At 62.6% G+C, this 18,260-nt stretch carries 20 protein-coding genes; 6 read left to right on the forward strand and 14 right to left on the reverse strand.

Features of this window, described 5'->3' with window-relative positions:
* Positions 1-125 precede the first annotated feature (125 nt).
* Positions 126-740 (forward strand): hypothetical protein, encoded by a 615-nt coding sequence (locus tag ACUY1T_RS02690; RefSeq protein WP_446020169.1) that lies wholly within the window; start codon positions 126-128, stop codon positions 738-740.
* A gap of 556 nt (positions 741-1,296) precedes the next feature.
* On the opposite strand, the gene ACUY1T_RS02695 is transcribed toward ACUY1T_RS02690, so the two are convergent.
* The 4 genes from ACUY1T_RS02695 to ACUY1T_RS02710 all read right to left on the reverse strand — a co-directional run bounded on the left by ACUY1T_RS02695 (position 1,297) and on the right by ACUY1T_RS02710 (position 5,534).
* The gene (locus ACUY1T_RS02695) at positions 1,297-1,869 is read right to left on the reverse strand and encodes a recombinase family protein (RefSeq protein ID WP_446020170.1); all 573 of its coding nucleotides are present in this window, start codon (positions 1,867-1,869) and stop codon (positions 1,297-1,299) included.
* Positions 1,870-2,652: 783 nt separating this feature from the next.
* On the reverse strand, positions 2,653-2,907 hold the full coding sequence (locus ACUY1T_RS02700) for a hypothetical protein (protein WP_446020171.1): 255 nt from the start codon (positions 2,905-2,907) through the stop codon (positions 2,653-2,655).
* A 213-nt stretch (positions 2,908-3,120) separates the two neighbouring features.
* Entirely contained in the window at positions 3,121-3,591 is a 471-nt protein-coding gene (rnhA, locus tag ACUY1T_RS02705; protein ID WP_446020172.1) for a ribonuclease HI, read from the reverse strand.
* 608 nt (positions 3,592-4,199) lie between these two features.
* On the reverse strand, positions 4,200-5,534 hold the full coding sequence (locus ACUY1T_RS02710) for a tyrosine-type recombinase/integrase (protein WP_446020173.1): 1,335 nt from the start codon (positions 5,532-5,534) through the stop codon (positions 4,200-4,202).
* 334 nt (positions 5,535-5,868) lie between these two features.
* Here ACUY1T_RS02710 and ACUY1T_RS02715 point away from each other — a divergent pair, with 334 nt between their 5' ends.
* Complete coding sequence (locus tag ACUY1T_RS02715) at positions 5,869-6,603, forward strand: RNA methyltransferase (protein ID WP_446020174.1); 735 nt, start codon at positions 5,869-5,871, stop codon at positions 6,601-6,603.
* 228 nt (positions 6,604-6,831) lie between these two features.
* Here ACUY1T_RS02715 and ACUY1T_RS02720 read toward each other — a convergent pair whose 3' ends face one another.
* The 9 genes from ACUY1T_RS02720 to ACUY1T_RS02760 all read right to left on the reverse strand — a co-directional run bounded on the left by ACUY1T_RS02720 (position 6,832) and on the right by ACUY1T_RS02760 (position 14,071).
* Entirely contained in the window at positions 6,832-7,827 is a 996-nt protein-coding gene (locus ACUY1T_RS02720; RefSeq protein ID WP_446020175.1) for an Lnb N-terminal periplasmic domain-containing protein, read from the reverse strand.
* Between the two features lie 118 nt (positions 7,828-7,945).
* Positions 7,946-8,914 carry a branched-chain amino acid transaminase gene (locus tag ACUY1T_RS02725; protein WP_446020176.1) on the reverse strand — a complete coding sequence of 323 codons (969 nt, stop codon included), beginning with the start codon at positions 8,912-8,914 and terminating at the stop codon, positions 7,946-7,948.
* Positions 8,915-8,943: 29 nt separating this feature from the next.
* Positions 8,944-10,062, reverse strand: coding sequence for a class II histone deacetylase (locus ACUY1T_RS02730; protein ID WP_446020177.1), 1,119 nt, complete (start codon positions 10,060-10,062; stop codon positions 8,944-8,946).
* Positions 10,059-11,000, reverse strand: coding sequence for an ornithine cyclodeaminase family protein (locus ACUY1T_RS02735; RefSeq protein WP_446020178.1), 942 nt, complete (start codon positions 10,998-11,000; stop codon positions 10,059-10,061). Before ACUY1T_RS02735 ends, ACUY1T_RS02730 begins: the two co-directional genes overlap by 4 nt.
* 1 nt (position 11,001) lies before the next feature.
* Positions 11,002-11,358, reverse strand: coding sequence for a RidA family protein (locus tag ACUY1T_RS02740; RefSeq protein WP_446020179.1), 357 nt, complete (start codon positions 11,356-11,358; stop codon positions 11,002-11,004).
* Between the two features lie 73 nt (positions 11,359-11,431).
* Positions 11,432-12,466 (reverse strand): histone deacetylase family protein, encoded by a 1,035-nt coding sequence (locus ACUY1T_RS02745; RefSeq protein WP_446020180.1) that lies wholly within the window; start codon positions 12,464-12,466, stop codon positions 11,432-11,434.
* A 91-nt stretch (positions 12,467-12,557) separates the two neighbouring features.
* A complete protein-coding gene (locus ACUY1T_RS02750; RefSeq protein WP_446020181.1) occupies positions 12,558-13,409 on the reverse strand; it encodes a helix-turn-helix domain-containing protein in 852 nt (283 codons plus the stop codon).
* 82 nt (positions 13,410-13,491) lie between these two features.
* Positions 13,492-13,782 carry a hypothetical protein gene (locus ACUY1T_RS02755; RefSeq protein WP_446020182.1) on the reverse strand — a complete coding sequence of 97 codons (291 nt, stop codon included), beginning with the start codon at positions 13,780-13,782 and terminating at the stop codon, positions 13,492-13,494.
* Positions 13,783-13,891: 109 nt separating this feature from the next.
* On the reverse strand, positions 13,892-14,071 hold the full coding sequence (locus tag ACUY1T_RS02760; protein WP_446020183.1) for a hypothetical protein: 180 nt from the start codon (positions 14,069-14,071) through the stop codon (positions 13,892-13,894).
* Positions 14,072-14,234: 163 nt separating this feature from the next.
* On the opposite strand from ACUY1T_RS02760, the gene ACUY1T_RS02765 reads away from it, so the two are divergent.
* Positions 14,235-15,443 carry an MFS transporter gene (locus ACUY1T_RS02765; protein ID WP_446020184.1) on the forward strand — a complete coding sequence of 403 codons (1,209 nt, stop codon included), beginning with the start codon at positions 14,235-14,237 and terminating at the stop codon, positions 15,441-15,443.
* The gene (locus ACUY1T_RS02770; protein ID WP_446020185.1) at positions 15,440-15,565 is read left to right on the forward strand and encodes a hypothetical protein; all 126 of its coding nucleotides are present in this window, start codon (positions 15,440-15,442) and stop codon (positions 15,563-15,565) included. The genes ACUY1T_RS02765 and ACUY1T_RS02770 overlap by 4 nt, the downstream gene beginning before the upstream one ends.
* 12 nt (positions 15,566-15,577) lie before the next feature.
* Here ACUY1T_RS02770 and ACUY1T_RS02775 read toward each other — a convergent pair whose 3' ends face one another.
* On the reverse strand, positions 15,578-16,525 hold the full coding sequence (locus ACUY1T_RS02775; protein WP_446020186.1) for a LysR substrate-binding domain-containing protein: 948 nt from the start codon (positions 16,523-16,525) through the stop codon (positions 15,578-15,580).
* 126 nt (positions 16,526-16,651) lie between these two features.
* Between ACUY1T_RS02775 and ACUY1T_RS02780 the strand changes: the two genes are divergently transcribed.
* The gene (locus tag ACUY1T_RS02780) at positions 16,652-17,521 is read left to right on the forward strand and encodes a pirin family protein (protein WP_446020187.1); all 870 of its coding nucleotides are present in this window, start codon (positions 16,652-16,654) and stop codon (positions 17,519-17,521) included.
* A gap of 73 nt (positions 17,522-17,594) precedes the next feature.
* On the forward strand, positions 17,595-18,227 hold the full coding sequence (gene ycaC / locus ACUY1T_RS02785; protein WP_446020188.1) for an isochorismate family cysteine hydrolase YcaC: 633 nt from the start codon (positions 17,595-17,597) through the stop codon (positions 18,225-18,227).
* The last annotated feature ends 33 nt before the right edge of the window (positions 18,228-18,260 follow it).

Genomic DNA, 18,260 nt, shown 5'->3' on the forward strand with positions numbered 1-18,260 from the left:
GGTGCGATTTGGCATTGGTCTCGTCCCTCGGAGCAATCGGCTGCGTTGATGCTTCTTGCTGCTAGGTAGCCTCCTAGTGCTATAGTGTAACTGTTAAATAAGGATTCTAGATGTATGGAGGAAGCATGGGGCTCGATTCGCTCTACCGTGACATGATCCACATCGAAAAACCGGATGGGCAAACTCTTGGGCCAATTAAGGCTTCAGTTCAGAAGGGAAAAATTCATCTTCAAGCACTACATCCTCTTGAGCCAGGAGATGTTCTGGTCCGAGAGATGCCCTTCGGTGACCCGGAGCGTTATGTAGTTAACGAGCCGAACTATTACCAAGCCTTTCATGGTATACCCGCTCATTACCAAGCAGAAGTTACCCGCGAGGCCAAGCTTCACCGGGCCAATGGCCAACCTGCCATGCCGGTCCCCTCTTCGATAACCTACAATTTTTACGGTGCTCATGCCCGTTTCAACCAAAATAGCACTGACCATTCGGTAAATATCACCATCGAGGCGGCTGATGGTGTATTTGATGACCTGCGGGCGGAACTGACTTCCAAGCTTGATGATGCGGAGCTGTTGTCTGAGCTTTCCACTTTGGTGGATGAGATGCAGAAAGCTCGTAGCGATGGCCCCACCATGGCACAAAAGCTTGGTCAGTTCGTAGCTACCGGAGCCAACGTGATGGGGATAATTGGACCGTTTATCCCTGTTCTTACCGCCATGGCTTCAGGTGTCAGTAGCTAGGTAAAAATAAAGATGCCCCAGGCGATGTAGATGCAGCATCATTAGCTTCGCTTACCCAAGCCTGGGGCACCTCCTTGGTATACTGTTGTGCTTGAGAAATCGTTGGACAGCGATGAATGCTTTTCTCGCCGTGTCTGATATTTATTCTTCCTCTCGTTTCTGCACTGCTGGCACATAATCGGCCTTGGATTCCACTCGGGGAGATAGGAAAAGGTAGCTGTGCAGAACCGGCATTTTGCGGAGATCCAGTCACTACGACGTGGTTGCCTTGCTTCATTTTCAGCCGATGCGCTTGAATGGGTCGCCTCGTTCCTTGGGGTTGTTTTTGTTTTCTTGAAGCCTGGTAGACGAAGAGTGCTAGCCAATAGCTCAAAGTCATCTGCAGTTAGGTTCTTGGGGACAGAGTTCGCTTCCAGCCTTTCTTTCCCCATACCATCTTTCAGGGCTTGGAGTTTTCTGAGGTTTTCTCCATGCATGGGTGCAAGCCTGTGTTGTGTCTTTATGTAACACAAAGCATAGCAAAGCTACGCTCTGACTGCCCACTCGCTGCCCATCGTTAGCTCATGATCCGAAAGGTCCGACAGGCTCGCTTCACTGACGCTGCGGAAATTCCAAAATGGTCAGCCGTTCCCTTGATGCTGGCACTGTTCTCCTGACGCCACTGGGCTACGGCTCCATCATCGATGACCTTCTCCCTGCCCAGGTTCTTCCCTTCTGCCCTGGCTCGCTCAAGCCCTACCAGTTGCCGCTCCTTGATGTTCGACCGCTCTAGCTCAGCCATGGCGGCGAGCATGGTCAGCATGGCTTTGCCCATGGGAGTGGAGAGGTCAAAGCCTTCACGGATCGAGAGTACCGCCACTCCCTTGGCCTTGAGTGCCTCGACCGTCTCCAGCACATCGATGGTGTTCCTTCCCAGACGGTCGATGGCATAGACCACCACAGTATCGCCTTCCCTGACGTAGTTCAGGAACTGGCTGAATCCAGCCCTATCCTTGGCCTTAATGGCTCCTGAGGTCGCCTCGTCGCTAAACCAGCGGGCCACCCTGTAGCGGTTCTCGATGGCGTGACGCTGGGCGTTGGTGGTCTGGTCATCAGTGCTGACACGGACATAGGCGATGGTGGCTGACATGGCTGGCTTCTCCCTGCTTGTGGCTCATAGGTCATGGCTCACAAACTACAGGGTGGCTCAGAGTAAAGCAACAGCTTTGATCCATAGCGTGGTGACATCGTCCCGCCTGGCTCACAGGGCATACCTTTTGATCCACTCGACTCCCCATGACACTGGTCGCCTGACTGACGCTGAAAGGCCTTGCCGAAGTCAGCTAATCACTTCTCATTTATATGCAGATGTCGATATAAGACATTGGTATTAAATGGTTTATAATAGAGTCCTGACCAGCCTATCATCCTCTTACCGGTACGTTCGCCGGTACTACTTGAGAGACGCACAGAATGAAAGTCACAGTTGATCGCTGGGGCGTAGGTGTTGCGGTGGGTGGTGTGGTAGTGGAGCTGTTCCTGGGGGATGTCTTCGTGTCGGTGCCGGGGCTTGGCTCGCTGGCGTAGAACCGGTCAGGGCTCTACATCGACAGGGCGGGGAAGCTTGAGCCAGTAGATGGCATCGAACAGGCGGCGGAGTCGATCCGCTAAGCTGATCCAGAACCGCCCAGAAGCGTCTAGGAGCCCCCTGCCAGCGAGCCTATAGGGATCACTAGGGATAAGCCGGGAGCGGGGCTCTACGTGTCTCGCTGGGGGCAGTGGGCGGTGGGTGGAGTCGCGTCAAACTAAGCCCCAGCAGTAGAGGGCCGGGGCATGGGGGAGTCCAGCGGGTGCCGCTGCTAGGGGTAGGAGCTCGAAAATTTGCCGTGAATTTTTCGGCCCCTCTCGTTGCTGTGACCCCGTGAATGCCGCCTCAGCGTGGCAGGGCGTCCAGCTCTTCCCTCACTCCTTTTGCCCCGACCGCCAACCAGTAAGGCACGAAGACCAGAGCCGCCAGCAAGCGGCCGTCACGCTCCGCCAAGAGAAGCTCCGCGCCACGCCCCATGAGGGCTGATATCAGCATCTCCAGGCCGGTCACAGCGAACAATCCCATTGCGTAGCCGATAGCGGCAAATAGCAGGATCTTCAGGCCTACTCCCCAGTAAGCTCGCGCCTTGTGCAACTTCATCCCCGCTCGTCCCATGTTGTTGTGATTCCGCTGATATATCCTGACCACGCTGAACCGACAAGAAAAAAACCAAGCACCAGACCGGGACGGTTCTACCGGCGATAGCCAGGGGTGCTTGGTGTGTGTCGCGGCGAGCCTCTGGGCGCGTCTGGAGAAGCTAGGCAATGAGGAGAGACGGACAAGAAAGAGGGCGAGGCGAGTCGCCCCCAAGCGTTACCCGTACTCCCTGACCGCTTTCCCATCACAGGCGTGGCGGGCGAGCGTGTCAGCAAGTTCGTTCTCGGGGTGGCCGCTATGGCCACGGACCCAATGGAAGGTGACGGCGTGAATCTGGAGCAGGGCATCAAGGCGTTGCCAAAGGTCGGCGTTCTTGACCGGCTCCTTGCTCGCAGAGAGCCAGCCCCGGCGCTTCCAGCCTTCAAGCCACTCCATGGCCCCCTTGGCCACATACTCGCTGTCGGTAGTTAGCTCCACTTGAGCGGGGCGCTTGAGGGCCGACAAGCCCTCGATGACGGCGGTCAGCTCGGCTCTGTTGTTGGTGATCGTGTCACCGGCCAGCTTGTGGGCGAGTGTCAGGCGCTGCCCGTCTTCGTTGACCAGGATCGCAGCCCATCCCCCGGAAGGGTTGGCTCGACCGTTGTTGCTACAAGCGCCATCAGTATAGATGCGTACGGTACGTGTCATGTGTTCGGTTCCTGCCTACAGGGCGGTACGGGGTGAGATGAAGCCCTCTTGCTGGGGCTCTTTGAGTCGGCCTTGCTGGGGTCGATGGTGGTCCGTAGGTGGTGGGCTTTCATTGCCGACACACATCCCTATTCCGGTCCCTTTCCTGAATCAGGTCTGACATTACAGACTGACTCATAGCCAGACTGTCAGTGAGTCTTCAAGAGAGGGCTTAGGAAAGGAAAGGACAAGGAAGGAAAGGAAGATGAAGAAGCACTTCAAGAACATCTTAAAGAGGCTTCGCCATCCAGCAGCGTCACCCCATTAACGACACTGCCCCCATGGGCTGTGTGTCAGTGGGTCGCCTGCCTCGACTGGGTGCCATCACCTCCCAGCCAGCATCGTCAGATTCCAACCGCTGCCGTGACCCATTGTGGGTGAGAGGGCGGGCTGTCCTGAAGCGCAAAGACTCTGCTGAGAAGGAGCATATTTTGTCGCTCTTTCTCCATAAGGGAGGGTTAATCGAACGTCGGCCATCTTGCTGCGATCTAGTCGGTTACGCGCTGTAGTTTATGGCCCTGTGCAGAACGCGGGGCTGCTTCTCCACAGAGATGCCTTGCTGGCTGTCGTCAGGCCCCGAACAGCTTGTCAATCACTTTCCCTGCCCGACTCTGGGCTTCAAACAGGCGCTTTGGGTCATATCCCTTGCTGTAGTAACCATAGCTCATGGTCAGCCCCTTCCGGCTGTGACCAAGCAGGTACGCGGCCTCCAGCTCGGACACGTTGGCTTGCTGCAGGGCGGTGGCCATCATCACCCGGAAGGAATGAAACCCCTTCTCGTGCATGTCGGTGACATGCTCCCGCTTGACCTCGCCGAACCGCTTGGTGGCAGCGTAGGCGTATCGACCGTCCGGTCGAATGCTGACCAGATCATGGAACAGGAACTCGGACTCGGCCTTCGCCGCTTCCTCGGCAAGCTCCTTGACCAGTGCCTTGCACTTCGCCGGAACGGGAGTCCATCGAGTCGCCGCATCGGTCTTGCCCGACTCCTGCTGAGCGATCCCCATCAGCAGCACACCTTCATCATCCTTCAGATGATCCCGCCGCAGGGAGACCAGCTCGCTGATCCTGGCGCCAGTGTACAGCCCCATCCTTGCCAGCAGTTGCATCGAGCGCGGCTCCCCTTCCAGCACCTCGAACAGCTTCTTCAGTTCCTTGCCCGTGAACGGCTGTTTCTTCTGCCGCCCCTTCGTGGTGTTGATCTTGTGCTTCTCGAAGGGATTGTGACCGGTCACCCAGGCTCGCGAATAGGCATAATCCCATAGGTTCTTCAGTCGAGAGATAGTCCCTTGGACGGTGGAGCCGGACTGGGTCTCTCGGCAATGGTCGATGTAATCAAACACCTTGGACCGCTCAATGTCCTTCACTTGAACATCATCGGTCATGAGGTACTGGAGAAAGCCCTGGACAGTCTTCTTGAACCTCGTCCTGGTACCCTCAGTATGCAGCCCCTCACGTTCGCTGGCCCTGATGAAGTGCTCCAGCACCTCATTCAGCGTGACTCCATACCTCTCACTCTGCGTCTTGCCCTGCATGACGGTCCTGAAGGCTTCGATGTATTCGGGGTCATTCGTTTTTTTGGCTGTCTCGGGGTCAAGGATTTCATGCCATTCCATATCAGGCCCGATGAAGGGCTCTTCCACCGCAATTCTTCTGAGATCCTCCACGTACTGTAGGAATCGCTGCCGTGGCTGGTTCTGCGACTTCAACAGCCGCTCTCGCTGGCGCAGCTGGCCTAGCAAGATGTCGCGCTTCTCCCGCGCCTCCCTGATATCCCCCGTCCCCAAAGACTCCTCGATCATGTCATGATCTGGATAGAGGCCCTTGAGAGCCTTCGGCACACGTTTCTGGAAGTACCAGGTGTTGTGCCGTAGCTTGAGGTGCTTACGGTCGGCAGAAGGCATGGGCGGCATGTCGTGTAGGAAGGAATGTAGGAAGCATTGTATGCGCAACCTACTGAACGTCAAGGATTACATCGGGTTACAACCCTCTTAAACGGCATGATGTAAACGCCCCCTGGCCAACTCCAGGCACCCGCCTGACTCAACCCCTGCCGGGAAACCGGCAGGGGTTTTGTTTGGCCGGAGGGTACCTTACCTTGCGATTTCCGCACCCTGCGGCTTACGCTTCCTGCTGCCGCCCGTAGCCCGTAGCCCGTAGCCCGTAGCCCGTAGCCCGTAGCCCGTAGCCCGTAGCCCAAAGTACACTACCCACCGTTTTCCGGCACAGAACGTCCAGATGCTATCGAACATACGTATCGTCCTCGTCCAGACCTACCACCCCGGCAATATCGGCGCCTCGGCGCGGGCCATGAAGACCATGGGCCTGACCGACCTGGTGCTGGTCAACCCCCGCTGCTTTCCCGATAGCGAGGCCTCGCGCCTGGCAGCAGGCGCCGAAGATGTGATCGACGGCGCCCGCGTGGTCGAATCGCTGGAAGAGGCGGTGTCCGACTGCGTGCAGGTGGTGGGCGCCAGTGCCCGGCTGCGCAGCCTGCCCCTGCCCCACTTCGACGAGCCCGAGGCAATGGCCCGCGAGCTGGTCACCAATGCCGCAGACGACCCGGTGGCGCTGGTATTCGGCCGCGAGCGCTTCGGCCTGACCAACGACGAGATCCGCTGCTGCAGCCATCAGGTCAGCATTCCGGCCAACCCGGACTATGGCATTCTCAATCTCTCCCAGGCGGTGCAGGTATTGGCCTACGAGACGTTCAAGGCGTGGCGCCAGCGCCCCGAGAGCCTATATCGCCAGCCACGCCCCGTCGAGGAGCGCCAGCCGGCCCGCGAGCAGCTCGATCATTTCCACGCCCACCTTGGCCGCGTGATGCAGGCCAGCGGCTTTCTGACCCAGCCCCATGCCCGCACCGAAGCCCAGTTGCAGGCGCTGTTCGCCCGGGCACGACCCAGCCGCAAGGAACTCTCGTTGTTGCGCGGCCTGCTTCGCTCACTGGAAGAGTCAGCGAAGGGCGACTAATCTTGGAATTGCCTTTATCCGACCGTTTTTCACCACGCCGTCACGGCAATGTCACCTGTTGATGGGATAAAGGGTCATGCCCCTCAGGGGAGAAGACAAGGGATACTGTCGTGCTGCGACACGGATGCGACCGGGCAGGAAGCCGGTGCAGGAATGTCGGCATGAAGGATCATGCCCAGGGAGACATGCGCCACGTGGCTTCACGCCCGTGGCGCTCTTTGTTGCCCGCTACTCTGCTGGCGCCTGCGACGCCCTGGCCAGCGCTTCCCAGCCCGGCACTCCCTGGCGGATGCGCTGCGAGAAATCGGCAGCGCGATGCACCCGACGCGCCTGCTCGTCGATTCGCCCGCTCTCTTCCAGCTCAGGCAGGGTATGCCCGGGCCACAGCCCACCGACCTTGAAGGCATAGCCCGGCAGCCTGTCGGTCACCAGCAGGCGATAGTCGAAGGGCAGGCGCGCCCCGATGCCACGCGCCATGGCGAAGATCAAGGTAGTGCAGTTGGCAGTGATGGTGTTGTAGAAGCGCGGCGACTCGGCCAGTGCATTGGCCTCGTCGACATAGGCCAGCAGCAGCGAACGCATGGCATTGCGCGACATGCGCAGCCGGAACAGCGAAACCCGCTCACCGCGCACCTTGGTACGCAGACCCACCGCATCACGCTCGTCGGCGGCCACGATGGCAAGCTCGTATTGGCGGAAGAAGCCGCCGATCTCGGAGAAACGCGTGCCCTTGAGACGCCGCACCTCCACCGAGAAGACCACGAAACTCTCGCCCTCGAAGCCGAACGATACCATCACGTGGGCGACTCCCGGTCGCCCCCAGCTCGAGACGATCATGTCGACCGAATCGAGCCGGTCCAGATCGTAGCTGCGCGGTTCCCAGTGCACGGCGGCATCGTCGCGGGTCCGCCAGTCGAAATCGCGCACGTGATGCAGCGTCAGCCGGTTGCCCTGCACCTCGCCGGTGGCCAGGTAGGCCACGTCGTCGGACCAGGGCCGGTCATGGGTCGGCTGCAGCCGAAACCACCAGGTGAACAGCGCCGTCAGCAGCAACAGCTGGACCACGTTCGCCAACCACTGTCCGCGCACGCCCAGCAACAACAGCACCAGGGCCACCACGCCCCAGCCGGTCACGGCAAAGCGTCGTCGGGTTCGTGACACAGGCAGGCGAAACCACAGCGCGGCAGCCCCCCATGCCATGACCACGGCCAGCAAACCACTCACCAAGAAATCTATGATCGCCTGAGTCATTGCGCCCCACTGTCTTCGAGATGCGGCCATATTAGCAGCCCGTATATGGCGATGCGCGTCTCGAAGCAGTAAGCCCGCTCAGACGAACGGCTTAGATCGGAGTCAGCCAGTCGTGGAAGGCAGTCAAATCCTCGCCCGGCTCCCCGCGCGTAAGCCGGCGATAGAGGCGTTGCAATTGAGCCGTCACGGAGTCCTCGGCGATCGGCTGCCCCGGGTTCGGCGCGCCGGCACGTGCGCCGATATGACGCCCGTCGAGTTCGCGCAGCGGCAAAATCTCGGCAGCGGTGCCGGTGATGAAGGCTTCGTCTGCGGTATACAACTCATCCCGGGTGATGCGCCGCTCTCGCACCTCGACATCGAGCACGCTGCGTGCCAGCTGAATCACGCTGTCGCGGGTGATGCCCTGCAGGCAAGAGGTGACCTCTGGAGTATGCAATACGCCATCGCGCAGCAGGAAGACGTTGGCGGCAGAGGCCTCGGCCACGTAGCCCTCGGGATCGAGCATGATGGTCTCGTCGAAGCCCGCCTTGACGGCGGTATTGAGTGCCAGCATGGAGTTGACGTAATGGCCGTTGGTCTTGGCCCGGCACAGGCTGATGTTGACGTGGTGCCGTGCCCAGGAGGAGGTCAGCGCTCGCAGGCCCAATGAAGCGGCCTCGGTCGAGATGTAGTCGCCCAGATCCCAGGCGGCGATCATCACGTGCACGCTGAGGCCCTTGGCACGCAGGCCAAGCCCTTCCGCACCGAAGAAGATGGTCGGCTTGAGGTAGGCGTTGCTCAGCTCGTTACGCACCAGGCACTGGCGCTGGGCCTCGATCAGCTCCGCCTCGTCGAAGGCAACCGGTATGTCCAGGGCATGGGCACTGTCGAGCAGGCGCCGGGTATGCTCGGCGACGCGGAACAGATGCGCGCCTCGCTCACCCGCATAGGCCCGTACGCCCTCGAAGCAGCCCATACCGTAGTGCAGTGTATGGGTCAGCAAGTGGGTCTGGGCCTCGCGCCATGGCAGCCACTCACCATCCAGCCATATCCAGCCATCTCTATCGTAGAGCGGAGTCATATCGTCCTCGTCGGTTCACAAAGGTGCATTCACAACGGTGCAAGGCGCCGCCATGCGTCACACCAGCTGTCGATCAAGGCGCGCTGATGGGGCTGCAGCGACTGGTAGGCCCAGGCGGCAATCTCGTCATTCTGCGGATCAGGTACCGCGGTGCGGCTGCCCGACAGCGCCTGGATCACCGCATGGCCGCACAGCGGCACGTAGCCTTCGGAGTAGCCGCCTTCGTGGATCATCACCAGCTTGCCATTGCTGGTACGCTCGGCCAGGGCCTTGAGCTGCTGGGCCATGTCGGCGAAGGCGGCACTGTTGAGCATCATCTTGCCCAGCGGGTCCTTGGCGCAGGCGTCATAGCCGCAGGCCACGACGATCAGGTCGGGGGCGAAGCCGCCGATGGCGGGCAGCACCAGCTCCTGCATGGCATAGCGGTAGGCACCGATACCGCTGCCAGGTGGCAGCGGCAGGTTGAGGTTGGCGCCGTACCCTGCTCCCTCGCCCAGCTCGTCGAAGTCGCCGCTATCGAGCGGGTAGTTGCCGGCTTGGTGTATCGATACGGTCAGCACGTCGGGATCGTCGTAGAACGCCGCCTGCTGGCCGTTGCCGTGGTGCACGTCCCAGTCGAGTATCGCCACGCGCCTGGCCTGCCCCAGCGCCCGCGCCCGCATCACGGCCACCGGGATGTTGCCGAGCAGGCAGAACCCTCGGCCGCGATCGGCCTCGGCATGGTGCCCCGGGGGGCGGCACAAGGCATAGGCGTTGGCCAACTCGCCGGTGGCCACCGCTTCCACCGCGGCAATCGCCAGGCCCGCCGACTGCTTGGCTGCCGCCAGGCTGCCCGGCGTGAAGGGCGCGCACTCGCCGGCATCGCCGCCGCGGGCCATGTCGCCCTCCTCCAGCTCGTCGAGATAACGCCCGGTATGGAAGCGCGCCAGGTCCTCGCGGCTGGCCGGTGGCGCCTTGCGCACCTCGAGTTCGTCGATCAACCCCGAGACCTCGAGCAGGTTCTTGAGTCGGCGCTTGCTTTCGGGGCTCTCCGAAGCGGGCTGGGGCTGGAGGAACTCTCCCGGCGCCGAAAACACCCCAATGGCACCGGGATCATGCCAGAAGCAGCGCTCATGCCAGAAGAACCCGGTCCTGCCACTCTCCTTCATGAACGCTTCTCCAGCTGTTCCCATACCTCGATGGCGGCCGCCAGATCCTCCAGCGAAGCCCCCACCGACTTGAATACAGTGATCGCCTCGGGTGACGAACGACCGGCCTTCTCTCCTCTGAGGAGCTCCGCCAGCTCGGCGGCGATGTCATCGAAGGCGAATACCCCTTCCTCGATGGCCTGCAGGATGTCGCCCGCCTCGCCCCGGGCGCCGGCGTAGGTATCGACGAACACCTCGCCACGGCGCAGACACTCGGCGTCGGTTTCGCGCATGCTGGGGCGAAACGCCCCAATCAGGTCGAGATGAGCGCCCGGAGAAAGCCACTCGCCGCGAATCAGCGGCTCGGTGGAAAGCGTCACGCAGCTGATCACATCGGCTTCGCGGACTGCCGCCTCGAGGTCCTCGGCCGCCGCACAATCGAAGCGGTCGGCATACCCGGCGGCCACCTGTCGTGCCTTCTCCGGGTTGCGTCCCCAGACCCGAACCCGCTTGATGGGCCGCACCGCGGCATGAGCCTCGATCACCATGGGCGCCAGCTTGCCGGTACCCACCACGAGCAGCGACTGTGCATCGTCCCTGGCCAACCCACGGGCTGCCAGGGCGGAGGCGGCCGCGGTACGTCGCCGGGTCAGCTCACTGCCGTCGAGACAGGCCAATGGGCGCCCGTGGGCGCCCTCGCTGAGCAGGTAGACACCGGAGATGGCAGGCAGGCCGTGATCGGCATTCTGCGGGAAGACATTGACCATCTTCACGCCGATGTAGCCGGCCCGCTCCCAGGCCGGCATCAGCAGCATGGTGGCCTCACCATCCGGTCGATGCATGGCGTGGTGATGGCGCGGCGGCGACTCCACGCCCTCACGGAACGTCAGTGCCAAGCGTTCGACCAGCGCCGGCCAAGGCAGCGCGCCGGCGACTTCCTCGGCTGTGACGATGCGCATCTCAGGCCTCCGGCAGGGCCGCGACCACCATGATCTCGACCTTCCACTCGGGCTTGGCCAGCTTGGCTTCGAGCGCGGCGCGTACCGGTGGGCGGCCGGGTACTACCCACGCCTCCCAGGCTTCGTTCATCTGCCCGAACTCGGCCATGTCGGTCACCCAGACCTGAGCCGAGATCAGGTTCTGCTTGGAAGTTCCGGCCTGAGCCAGCAGCTCGTCGATGCGCGCCAGCACCTGTTCGGTCTGGCCGCGCATGTCGGCGCTGGCATCGCTCGGTACCTGGCCGGCCAGGTAGACCGTACCGTTGTGGATGGCCACCTGGCTCATGCGGGCGTTGCTGTCCTGATACTCAATCGTCATGCCTGACTCTCCATAATGGTGCTGTGTGGTTTGCTTGATGAGTTTGCTTGGTGATGGTGTTCGGCATCGCGCTTCAGGAATGGGTGAAGCCATCCATGAAGGCGGCCAAGTTGTTGCCGAGATGCTCCGTCGGATAGCCCCCCTCCTGCACCAGCACGGCGGGCAAGCCCAACCGGCGCAGGCGCTGGCCAACCATGGCGAAATCCTCGGTCTCGAGCGTCATGCCGGCCAGCGGATCGTCGCGGTGGGCATCCAGCCCCAAGGCGATCACCAGTGCCTCGGGGCGGAAAGCTTGCATGCGTTCGATCAGCATTTCCAGCGCTTCGAGGAAGGCGGCACCGTCGCTGCCCAGCGGCAGCGGCAAGTTGACGTTGGCGCCGAGCCCCTCGCCCATGCCCTCCTCGTTGGCACCGCCCCAGAAGAAGGGATAGAAGTCGGAAGGGTCAACGTGCAGTGACCCCGTCCAGACATCGCCCCGGTAGTAGAAGATGTCCTGGGTGCCGTTACCGTGGTGCAGGTCGACGTCAAGGATGGCGACCCGCGAGAACTGCTCGCGCAGCACCGTGGCCGCCAGTGCCGAGTTGTTGAGGAAGCAGAAGCCCCCGGCCCGGTCCGGCCCGGCATGATGGCCCGGCGGTCGGCACATCGCGTAGGTGGTGCCGTGGCCGCCGAGCAGCGCCTCGGCCGCCGCCTGGGCCGTGGCCGCACTGGCCAGGATGCCGCGGAAGCTGTTGGCGCCGATGGGGCAAGCCATGTCGTGCAGGTGCCAGCCCGCCTGCCCCACCGGATGGCGCGGATAATGGTGGCCGCCGCCGCACGGGTGGATGTTGGGCATCACCAGTTCGGATGCCCCGGGCAGCTCGCGCCAGCGGGCATGGATGGTCTCGAGGAAGTCCAGGTAGCGCGGCGTGTGGATCTTGGCCAGTCGGCTACGCAGGCGTGGGGTGTCGACCTCCTCCGGCTCGCTCAACGAAAAGCCCGCCGCGGCCAACCCCTGGGACAGCATCTCGGCTCGCACCGGCCCCTCCGGGGAGGCAGTGAGCTGGCCACGCACCAGAAAGCTGGCAGGCGCGTGGTACTCCTGGTCAGAATGGTAGAAGAGCTTCATCTCGGGTCCTTGGCGAAGCGACGATGAATTACCGCACATACGCCACGCTCCCGAGGTTCGCACGGGCCGCGGCAAGGCAGTTGCATTACCCTCAGGTTAGAACGCGGGAGCAAGAGGTGCTTGCCCGCAACTCAGGTGGGCTTGCCCCAGGCTCGGCAGTTGCCTCGGCGCGACGCCGCTCGGCGGAGGGAGTCGTATCGAACTGGCGCCGATAGGCGCGACTGAAGCTGCCCTGGTCGCGATAACCGATCAGCGCCGCAATGTGCCCCAGGCTGAGGTCTCCGTGGCAAACCAGCGCCCGGGCATGAGCCAGCCTGCGCTGCTGAACGTGAACCAACGGCGTGACTCCGGTCAGTTCGCGAAACAGGGCATGGAAATGCCCGGCGCTGAGGGCGCACAGTGCCGCCAACCGTTCGATCCGAATGTCATCGGCGAGATGCCGATCGATCCAGACATTCAGGCGCTCGATATCGATTCGCTCGGCGGAGCGCTGGGCCGGTGGAATGGGAGACGAGTAGTCGGGCAATTGCTCGTGAAGATGCAGGTAGAGCGCGCGTAGCAGCAGTGCTGCGATCTCGCTGTGCAGGGCCGGGAACTGCTCGAGCTGGACCATCAGCGTAGCGGCAAGTCGGTTGAGACGCGTCGGCACGGGGAAGAAGCGGGGACGTTCGAACAGCCGCTGCAGGCCTTCACCGTCGCGCATTTCTCCCAGTGCAGGCAAGGGAATGTCGAGTACCAACGTGCGGTTGCGCCCATCTCCCTCGTATTCGTGGTGATGGGAACAAGGGATCAGGCAACCGCGTATGCCAGTGACACGATCGCCAACGCCCTCGACCTCGAGTTCGGTACTGCCGCAGGTCGCCAGGATCAGTTGATGATGCGTATGGTCATGGGCAACGTGTTCCTGCCCCAGGTTGCAGGCACGCAGGTCGAGTTGAGACATGACGGTTTCTTGAGGTCCGCTCGGTCAGGGATGCTCCTACACTACCCTGCCGAGCGGCATCGTGAAACCGTATCGTCACCGCTCAGCAGCGACCCTGCATGCTCAGGCCGGGCGGGCAGAAACCGCCGCGATGGCGATGACGGTCCCGATAACGACGATCATCGTAATAGCGGCGATCGTCGTAATAGTAATGGCGTTCCACGTAGCGATCGCGGTGGCGGTGGCGATGCTTGTCGCCGTGATAGTGACGATGCGAACCGTCGACCACCACCAAGGGTTCGGGTGTAATGCGGGCCGGTGAATAGCTGCAGCCGACCAGGGCCAGCATGAGGGGCAATATGGCCAGGGTGAGCAAGTGCAGGGACGTTTTCATGGCATGTACCTCGCAGAGCAAGAACTCCAGACGCCCCTTCCGGTTCCCATTCGCAGTCGTTATGGCTACGACTCTAGTCAGTCTAGCGCGCCTTTAGGGAGCGCTTAACTCAGCAGCGTCCTTTCTTTGCCTGCCCTGGCGGACAGAATCTGCCATGGTGGCCGCCGCTACGGCCATCGTCGATGACGATCAACGGCTCGGACTTGATACGTGCCGGCTGGTAGCTGCAGCCTGCCACCAGCATGGCGGACAGGACGACGAGAAACGCAAACGACAGGCGCCGTGACATGGTGTATCTCCAGGTTGTCGAACAGTGTTCATGATAGCGAATCACAGCGCCTTTACACATGTGGCGCAGCGGCTACAAAGAAGTCGCCAATCGACGACATTGCCAGCCCAGGAATAAAGCGCGATAGTGCATGCTCGTTAGCCTGCAAACGGGAATAATCGCCATGGACGCCCTTCGCCGCCACACGCTGCTGCTGATATTGCTCGGCAGCCTGGTCATCTCCCTGGCCATGGGGCTGCGCCATGGCTTTGGCCTGTTCCTCGAGCCGATGAGCAGCGAGCTGGGCTGGGGACGCGAAGTGTTCGCTTTCGCCCTGGCATTGCAGAACCTCATCTGGGGGTTCGCCCAGCCCTTCACCGGGGCGTTGGCCGACCGCTTCGGTGCCGCACGGGTGGTCGCGGCCGGCGGCGTGCTCTACGCCTTGGGCCTACTGTTCATGGGGCTTTCCGAATCGGCGCTGGGCATGTCGCTCTCGGCCGGGCTGTTGATCGGGTTGGGGCTCTCGGGTACCACCTTCTCGGTAATCCTCGGCGCCGTGGGCCGCGCCGTGGCACCGGAAAAGCGCAGCATGGCCATGGGCATCGTGAGTGCGGCGGGCTCGTTCGGCCAGTTCGCCATGCTGCCGGGCACCCTGGGCCTGCTCGGCTGGCTCGGCTGGTCGGCCGCGCTGCTGGCGATGGGCGCCCTGGCGGCCATGATGGTACCGCTCGGCGCCATGCTGAAGGACCGCCCCTCGGCCCGCCAGGCCAGCGATCTCTCGCTGCGCGGGGCGCTGGACGAGGCCGCCGGCCATCGCGGCTTCTGGCTGCTGTGCCTGGGTTTCTTCGTGTGCGGCTTCCAGGTGGTGTTCATCGGCGTGCACCTGCCCGGCTACCTGTTCGACAACGGGCTGGCAGTGCAAGTCGGCAGCACTACCCTGGCCCTGGTGGGCCTGTTCAACATCTTCGGCACCTACGCCGCCGGCTGGCTGGGGGGCATCTACTCCAAGCCGCGCCTGCTCAGCTGGCTCTATCTCGCTCGCGGCGCAGTGATCGCGGCCTTCGTGTTCCTGCCGCTGAGCCCGGCCAGCGCCTACCTGTTCGGCATCGCCATCGGCCTGCTGTGGCTCTCCACGGTGCCGCTGACCAACGGTATCGTGGCCGCGGTGTTCGGCGTGCGCCACCTCTCAATGCTCGGCGGCATCGTCTTCCTGTTCCATCAGGTCGGCTCGTTCACCGGCGTGTGGCTGGGCGGCATGCTCTACGACCTTCACGGCGACTATGATGTGGTATGGAAACTCGCCATCCTGCTTTCGGTGGCGGCGGCGCTGCTGCACTGGTTCATCAGCGAGGCACCGATCAAGCGCCCTGTACCCCGAGAGGCCCAGGCATGATGCATTACCCATTGGTGAAACTTGCCGCCCTGCTGGCACTCGGTGTCGCCCTCGCCCTGGTGTGGTGGGGCTGGCAAACTGCCGACGCCTCGCTGCTGCTGCTTGGCACGCGGCTGTGCTGAGCGAGCGTAGCATCATGCCCCTTCTTCATTCATCGCCACGGCCAGGGCGGTTTGGCTGGTAAAGTCGATCTCGGCGATATTCTCGGCCAGGAAGTCGAGCAATGCCCGCACCCCGGGAAGTACGCCGCGACGCGACGGAAAGACGGCATGCAGGATCCCTCCTCGCGGCTCCCAGCCGGGCAGCACGTCGATGAGACGCCCCGCCTGCAGGTCTTGTCCTGCCACCAGCAGCGCCAGCTTGACCACACCCAGGCCCGCAAGCGCAGCCTGATGCAGCGTCTCGGCATTGTCGGTGACCAGCCGTGGCTGGTGACGAATCCGAGCTGTCGCGCCATCCGGCCCATCGAGTACCCAAAGGTGCTGCCTGTCGATCTGGTCGAAATCGAGGCTGGGCAATCCCACCAGATCACCCGGTACCCGCAGCCTTGGTCGATCCGCGAATAGCGTTGGCGCGGCCATCAGACGCTGGGGGCTGCGCGACAACACCTTCATCGAGAGGTCGCTGTCCTCGAGCGGCGGAAAACGCACGCGGATGGCCATGTCGAAGCCTTCCCTGATCACGTCCACCCGGCGGCTGGTGGCCTCCACCTGCACCTCCACGTCGGGGCACTGCGCCATGAAGCGCACCAGCAGCGGGGTGATCAGATAGTGCAGCAGGCTCGGCGGGCAGCTCAGCCGCACCGTGCCCCGCGGTAGTGCCAGGTTGCGCTGGATCAGTTCCTCGGCGGCCTCCGCCTCTACCAGCATTGCCACGCAGTGGCGGTAGTAGGCCTGGCCCAGCTCGGTAACCGACAGATGGCGCGTCGAGCGATGAATCAGCCGCGTGCCCAACCGCTCCTCCAGCTTGGCGATGCGCCGGCTCAGCTTCGACTTGGGAATGCCCAGGGCGCGTCCGGCCGGGGCGAAACCGCCATGATCCACTACCTGCACGAAGTAGTAGAGATCGTTGAGATCCTGCATATCACTTCGCCCTTATTGTCCTGTTTATAGAACGCAGAGTGTGAATTATACCCTCTACTGCCATGTTCGTTCCCTGCATAAGCTTCCTGTATCGGGCTAAAGCCCAGTTCAAGCAGGAGCTAGACCATGAAGAAGATCCACGGCATCTATGGCGCCCCCCGCGGCCACTGGGTCGGCGACGGCTTCCCCGTCCGCTCCCTGTTCTCTTATGACCGTCTGGGTGCCGATCACCTCAGCCCCTTCCTGCTGCTCGACCATGCCGGCCCCCATGACTTCGCCCCGGCAAGCCGTCCACGAGGCGTCGGTGCCCACCCTCACCGCGGCTTCGAGACCGTGACCCTGGTCTACAAGGGCGAGCTGGAGCATCGCGACTCCACCGGTAGCGGCGGGCGTATCGGCGAAGGGGACGTCCAGTGGATGACCGCCGGGGCGGGCATCGTCCACGAGGAGTTTCATTCCGGCAACTTCACGCAGCAGGGCGGCACCCTGGAAATGGTGCAGCTGTGGGTCAACCTGCCGGCCAAGCACAAGTCGGCGCCGGCGGCCTACCAGACGCTGCTCGATGCCGATATCCCGCGGGTCGCGCTTCCGCAGCGGGCCGGGGAGCTGCGGGTGATTGCCGGTGAGTATCGCGGGCACCGAGGCCCGGCTCATACCTTCACTCCGATCGAGGTCTGGGATCTGCGGCTGGAACCGGGCACCGAGACCACCCTGAGAGTTCCCGAGGGTCACACCACGCTACTGGTGGTGCTCGAAGGGACCGTGCAGGTCAACGGCGACGCTGTCGTCCGTGAAGAAGCAGTGGTGGCCTTCCAGCGCCAGGGCGACGAGATACGTCTAGAGGCCAACAGCGACGCCAAGCTGCTGCTGCTTGGCGGAGAGCCGATCGCCGAGCCGGTGGTGGGCTACGGCCCCTTCGTGATGAACAGCGAGACGGAGATTCACCAGGCCTTTGCCGAATTCCAGGCCGGCAAGTTCGGCCGTCTGGAGGGCTAGCGGCCCTGCCGCAGCCAACCGCGCCCGGTCTCGCTGCCGGGCGCTTCACTCGAGAAAGCCAAGGAGAAACGAGATGCCCCATACCTACAACCGCCTGAACAAGGACGATGTCGCCCTGCTGATGGTCGATCATCAGTCCGGCCTGCTCTCGCTGGTGCGGGACTTCAGCCCCGACGACTTCAAGAACAACGTGCTGGCCCTGGCCGACATCGCCAAGTTCTTCGAGATCCCCACCATCCTCACCACCAGCTTCGAGGACGGCCCTAACGGTCCGATGGTGCCCGAACTCAAGGCAGCCTTTCCCGACGCCCCCTACTTCGCCCGCCCCGGGCAGATCAACGCCTGGGACAACGAGGAGTTCGTGGCAGCGGTCAAGGCCACCGGCAAGAAGCAGCTGCTGATCGCTGGGGTGGTCACCGAGGTGTGCGTTGCCTTCCCGGTGCTCTCGGCGCTGGAGGAAGGTTTCGAGGTGTTCGTGGTCACCGATGCTTCCGGCACCTTCAACCAGACCACCCGTGAGGCGGCCTGGGATCGCATGTCGCAGGCCGGTGCCCAGCTGATGACCTGGTTCGGGGTGGGTTGCGAACTGCACCGCGACTGGCGCAACGACATCGAGGGCTTCGGCGGCCTGCTGGCCGGCCACCTGCCCGCCTACGCCAACCTGATCCAGAGCTACGAGCAGCAGAGCCTGGCGCACAAGCGTTGAGGTAACAGGGCCCGGCTTCTGCCGGGCTCTACC

The sequence above is a fragment of the Billgrantia sp. Q4P2 genome (genome assembly GCF_052806135.1).

Coding starts and splice junctions, on each gene's coding strand:
- ACUY1T_RS02690 (WP_446020169.1), top strand. CDS start 126: ATGGGGCTCGATTCGCTCTACCGTGACATGATCCACATCGAAAAACCG.
- ACUY1T_RS02695 (WP_446020170.1), bottom strand. CDS start 1,869: ATGTCAGCCACCATCGCCTATGTCCGTGTCAGCACTGATGACCAGACC.
- ACUY1T_RS02700 (WP_446020171.1), bottom strand. CDS start 2,907: ATGAAGTTGCACAAGGCGCGAGCTTACTGGGGAGTAGGCCTGAAGATC.
- rnhA (WP_446020172.1), bottom strand. CDS start 3,591: ATGACACGTACCGTACGCATCTATACTGATGGCGCTTGTAGCAACAAC.
- ACUY1T_RS02710 (WP_446020173.1), bottom strand. CDS start 5,534: ATGCCTTCTGCCGACCGTAAGCACCTCAAGCTACGGCACAACACCTGG.
- ACUY1T_RS02715 (WP_446020174.1), top strand. CDS start 5,869: ATGCTATCGAACATACGTATCGTCCTCGTCCAGACCTACCACCCCGGC.
- ACUY1T_RS02725 (WP_446020176.1), bottom strand. CDS start 8,914: ATGACTCCGCTCTACGATAGAGATGGCTGGATATGGCTGGATGGTGAG.
- ACUY1T_RS02730 (WP_446020177.1), bottom strand. CDS start 10,062: ATGAAGGAGAGTGGCAGGACCGGGTTCTTCTGGCATGAGCGCTGCTTC.
- ACUY1T_RS02735 (WP_446020178.1), bottom strand. CDS start 11,000: ATGCGCATCGTCACAGCCGAGGAAGTCGCCGGCGCGCTGCCTTGGCCG.
- ACUY1T_RS02740 (WP_446020179.1), bottom strand. CDS start 11,358: ATGACGATTGAGTATCAGGACAGCAACGCCCGCATGAGCCAGGTGGCC.
- ACUY1T_RS02745 (WP_446020180.1), bottom strand. CDS start 12,466: ATGAAGCTCTTCTACCATTCTGACCAGGAGTACCACGCGCCTGCCAGC.
- ACUY1T_RS02750 (WP_446020181.1), bottom strand. CDS start 13,409: ATGTCTCAACTCGACCTGCGTGCCTGCAACCTGGGGCAGGAACACGTT.
- ACUY1T_RS02755 (WP_446020182.1), bottom strand. CDS start 13,782: ATGAAAACGTCCCTGCACTTGCTCACCCTGGCCATATTGCCCCTCATG.
- ACUY1T_RS02760 (WP_446020183.1), bottom strand. CDS start 14,071: ATGTCACGGCGCCTGTCGTTTGCGTTTCTCGTCGTCCTGTCCGCCATG.
- ACUY1T_RS02765 (WP_446020184.1), top strand. CDS start 14,235: ATGGACGCCCTTCGCCGCCACACGCTGCTGCTGATATTGCTCGGCAGC.
- ACUY1T_RS02770 (WP_446020185.1), top strand. CDS start 15,440: ATGATGCATTACCCATTGGTGAAACTTGCCGCCCTGCTGGCACTCGGT.
- ACUY1T_RS02775 (WP_446020186.1), bottom strand. CDS start 16,525: ATGCAGGATCTCAACGATCTCTACTACTTCGTGCAGGTAGTGGATCAT.
- ACUY1T_RS02780 (WP_446020187.1), top strand. CDS start 16,652: ATGAAGAAGATCCACGGCATCTATGGCGCCCCCCGCGGCCACTGGGTC.
- ycaC (WP_446020188.1), top strand. CDS start 17,595: ATGCCCCATACCTACAACCGCCTGAACAAGGACGATGTCGCCCTGCTG.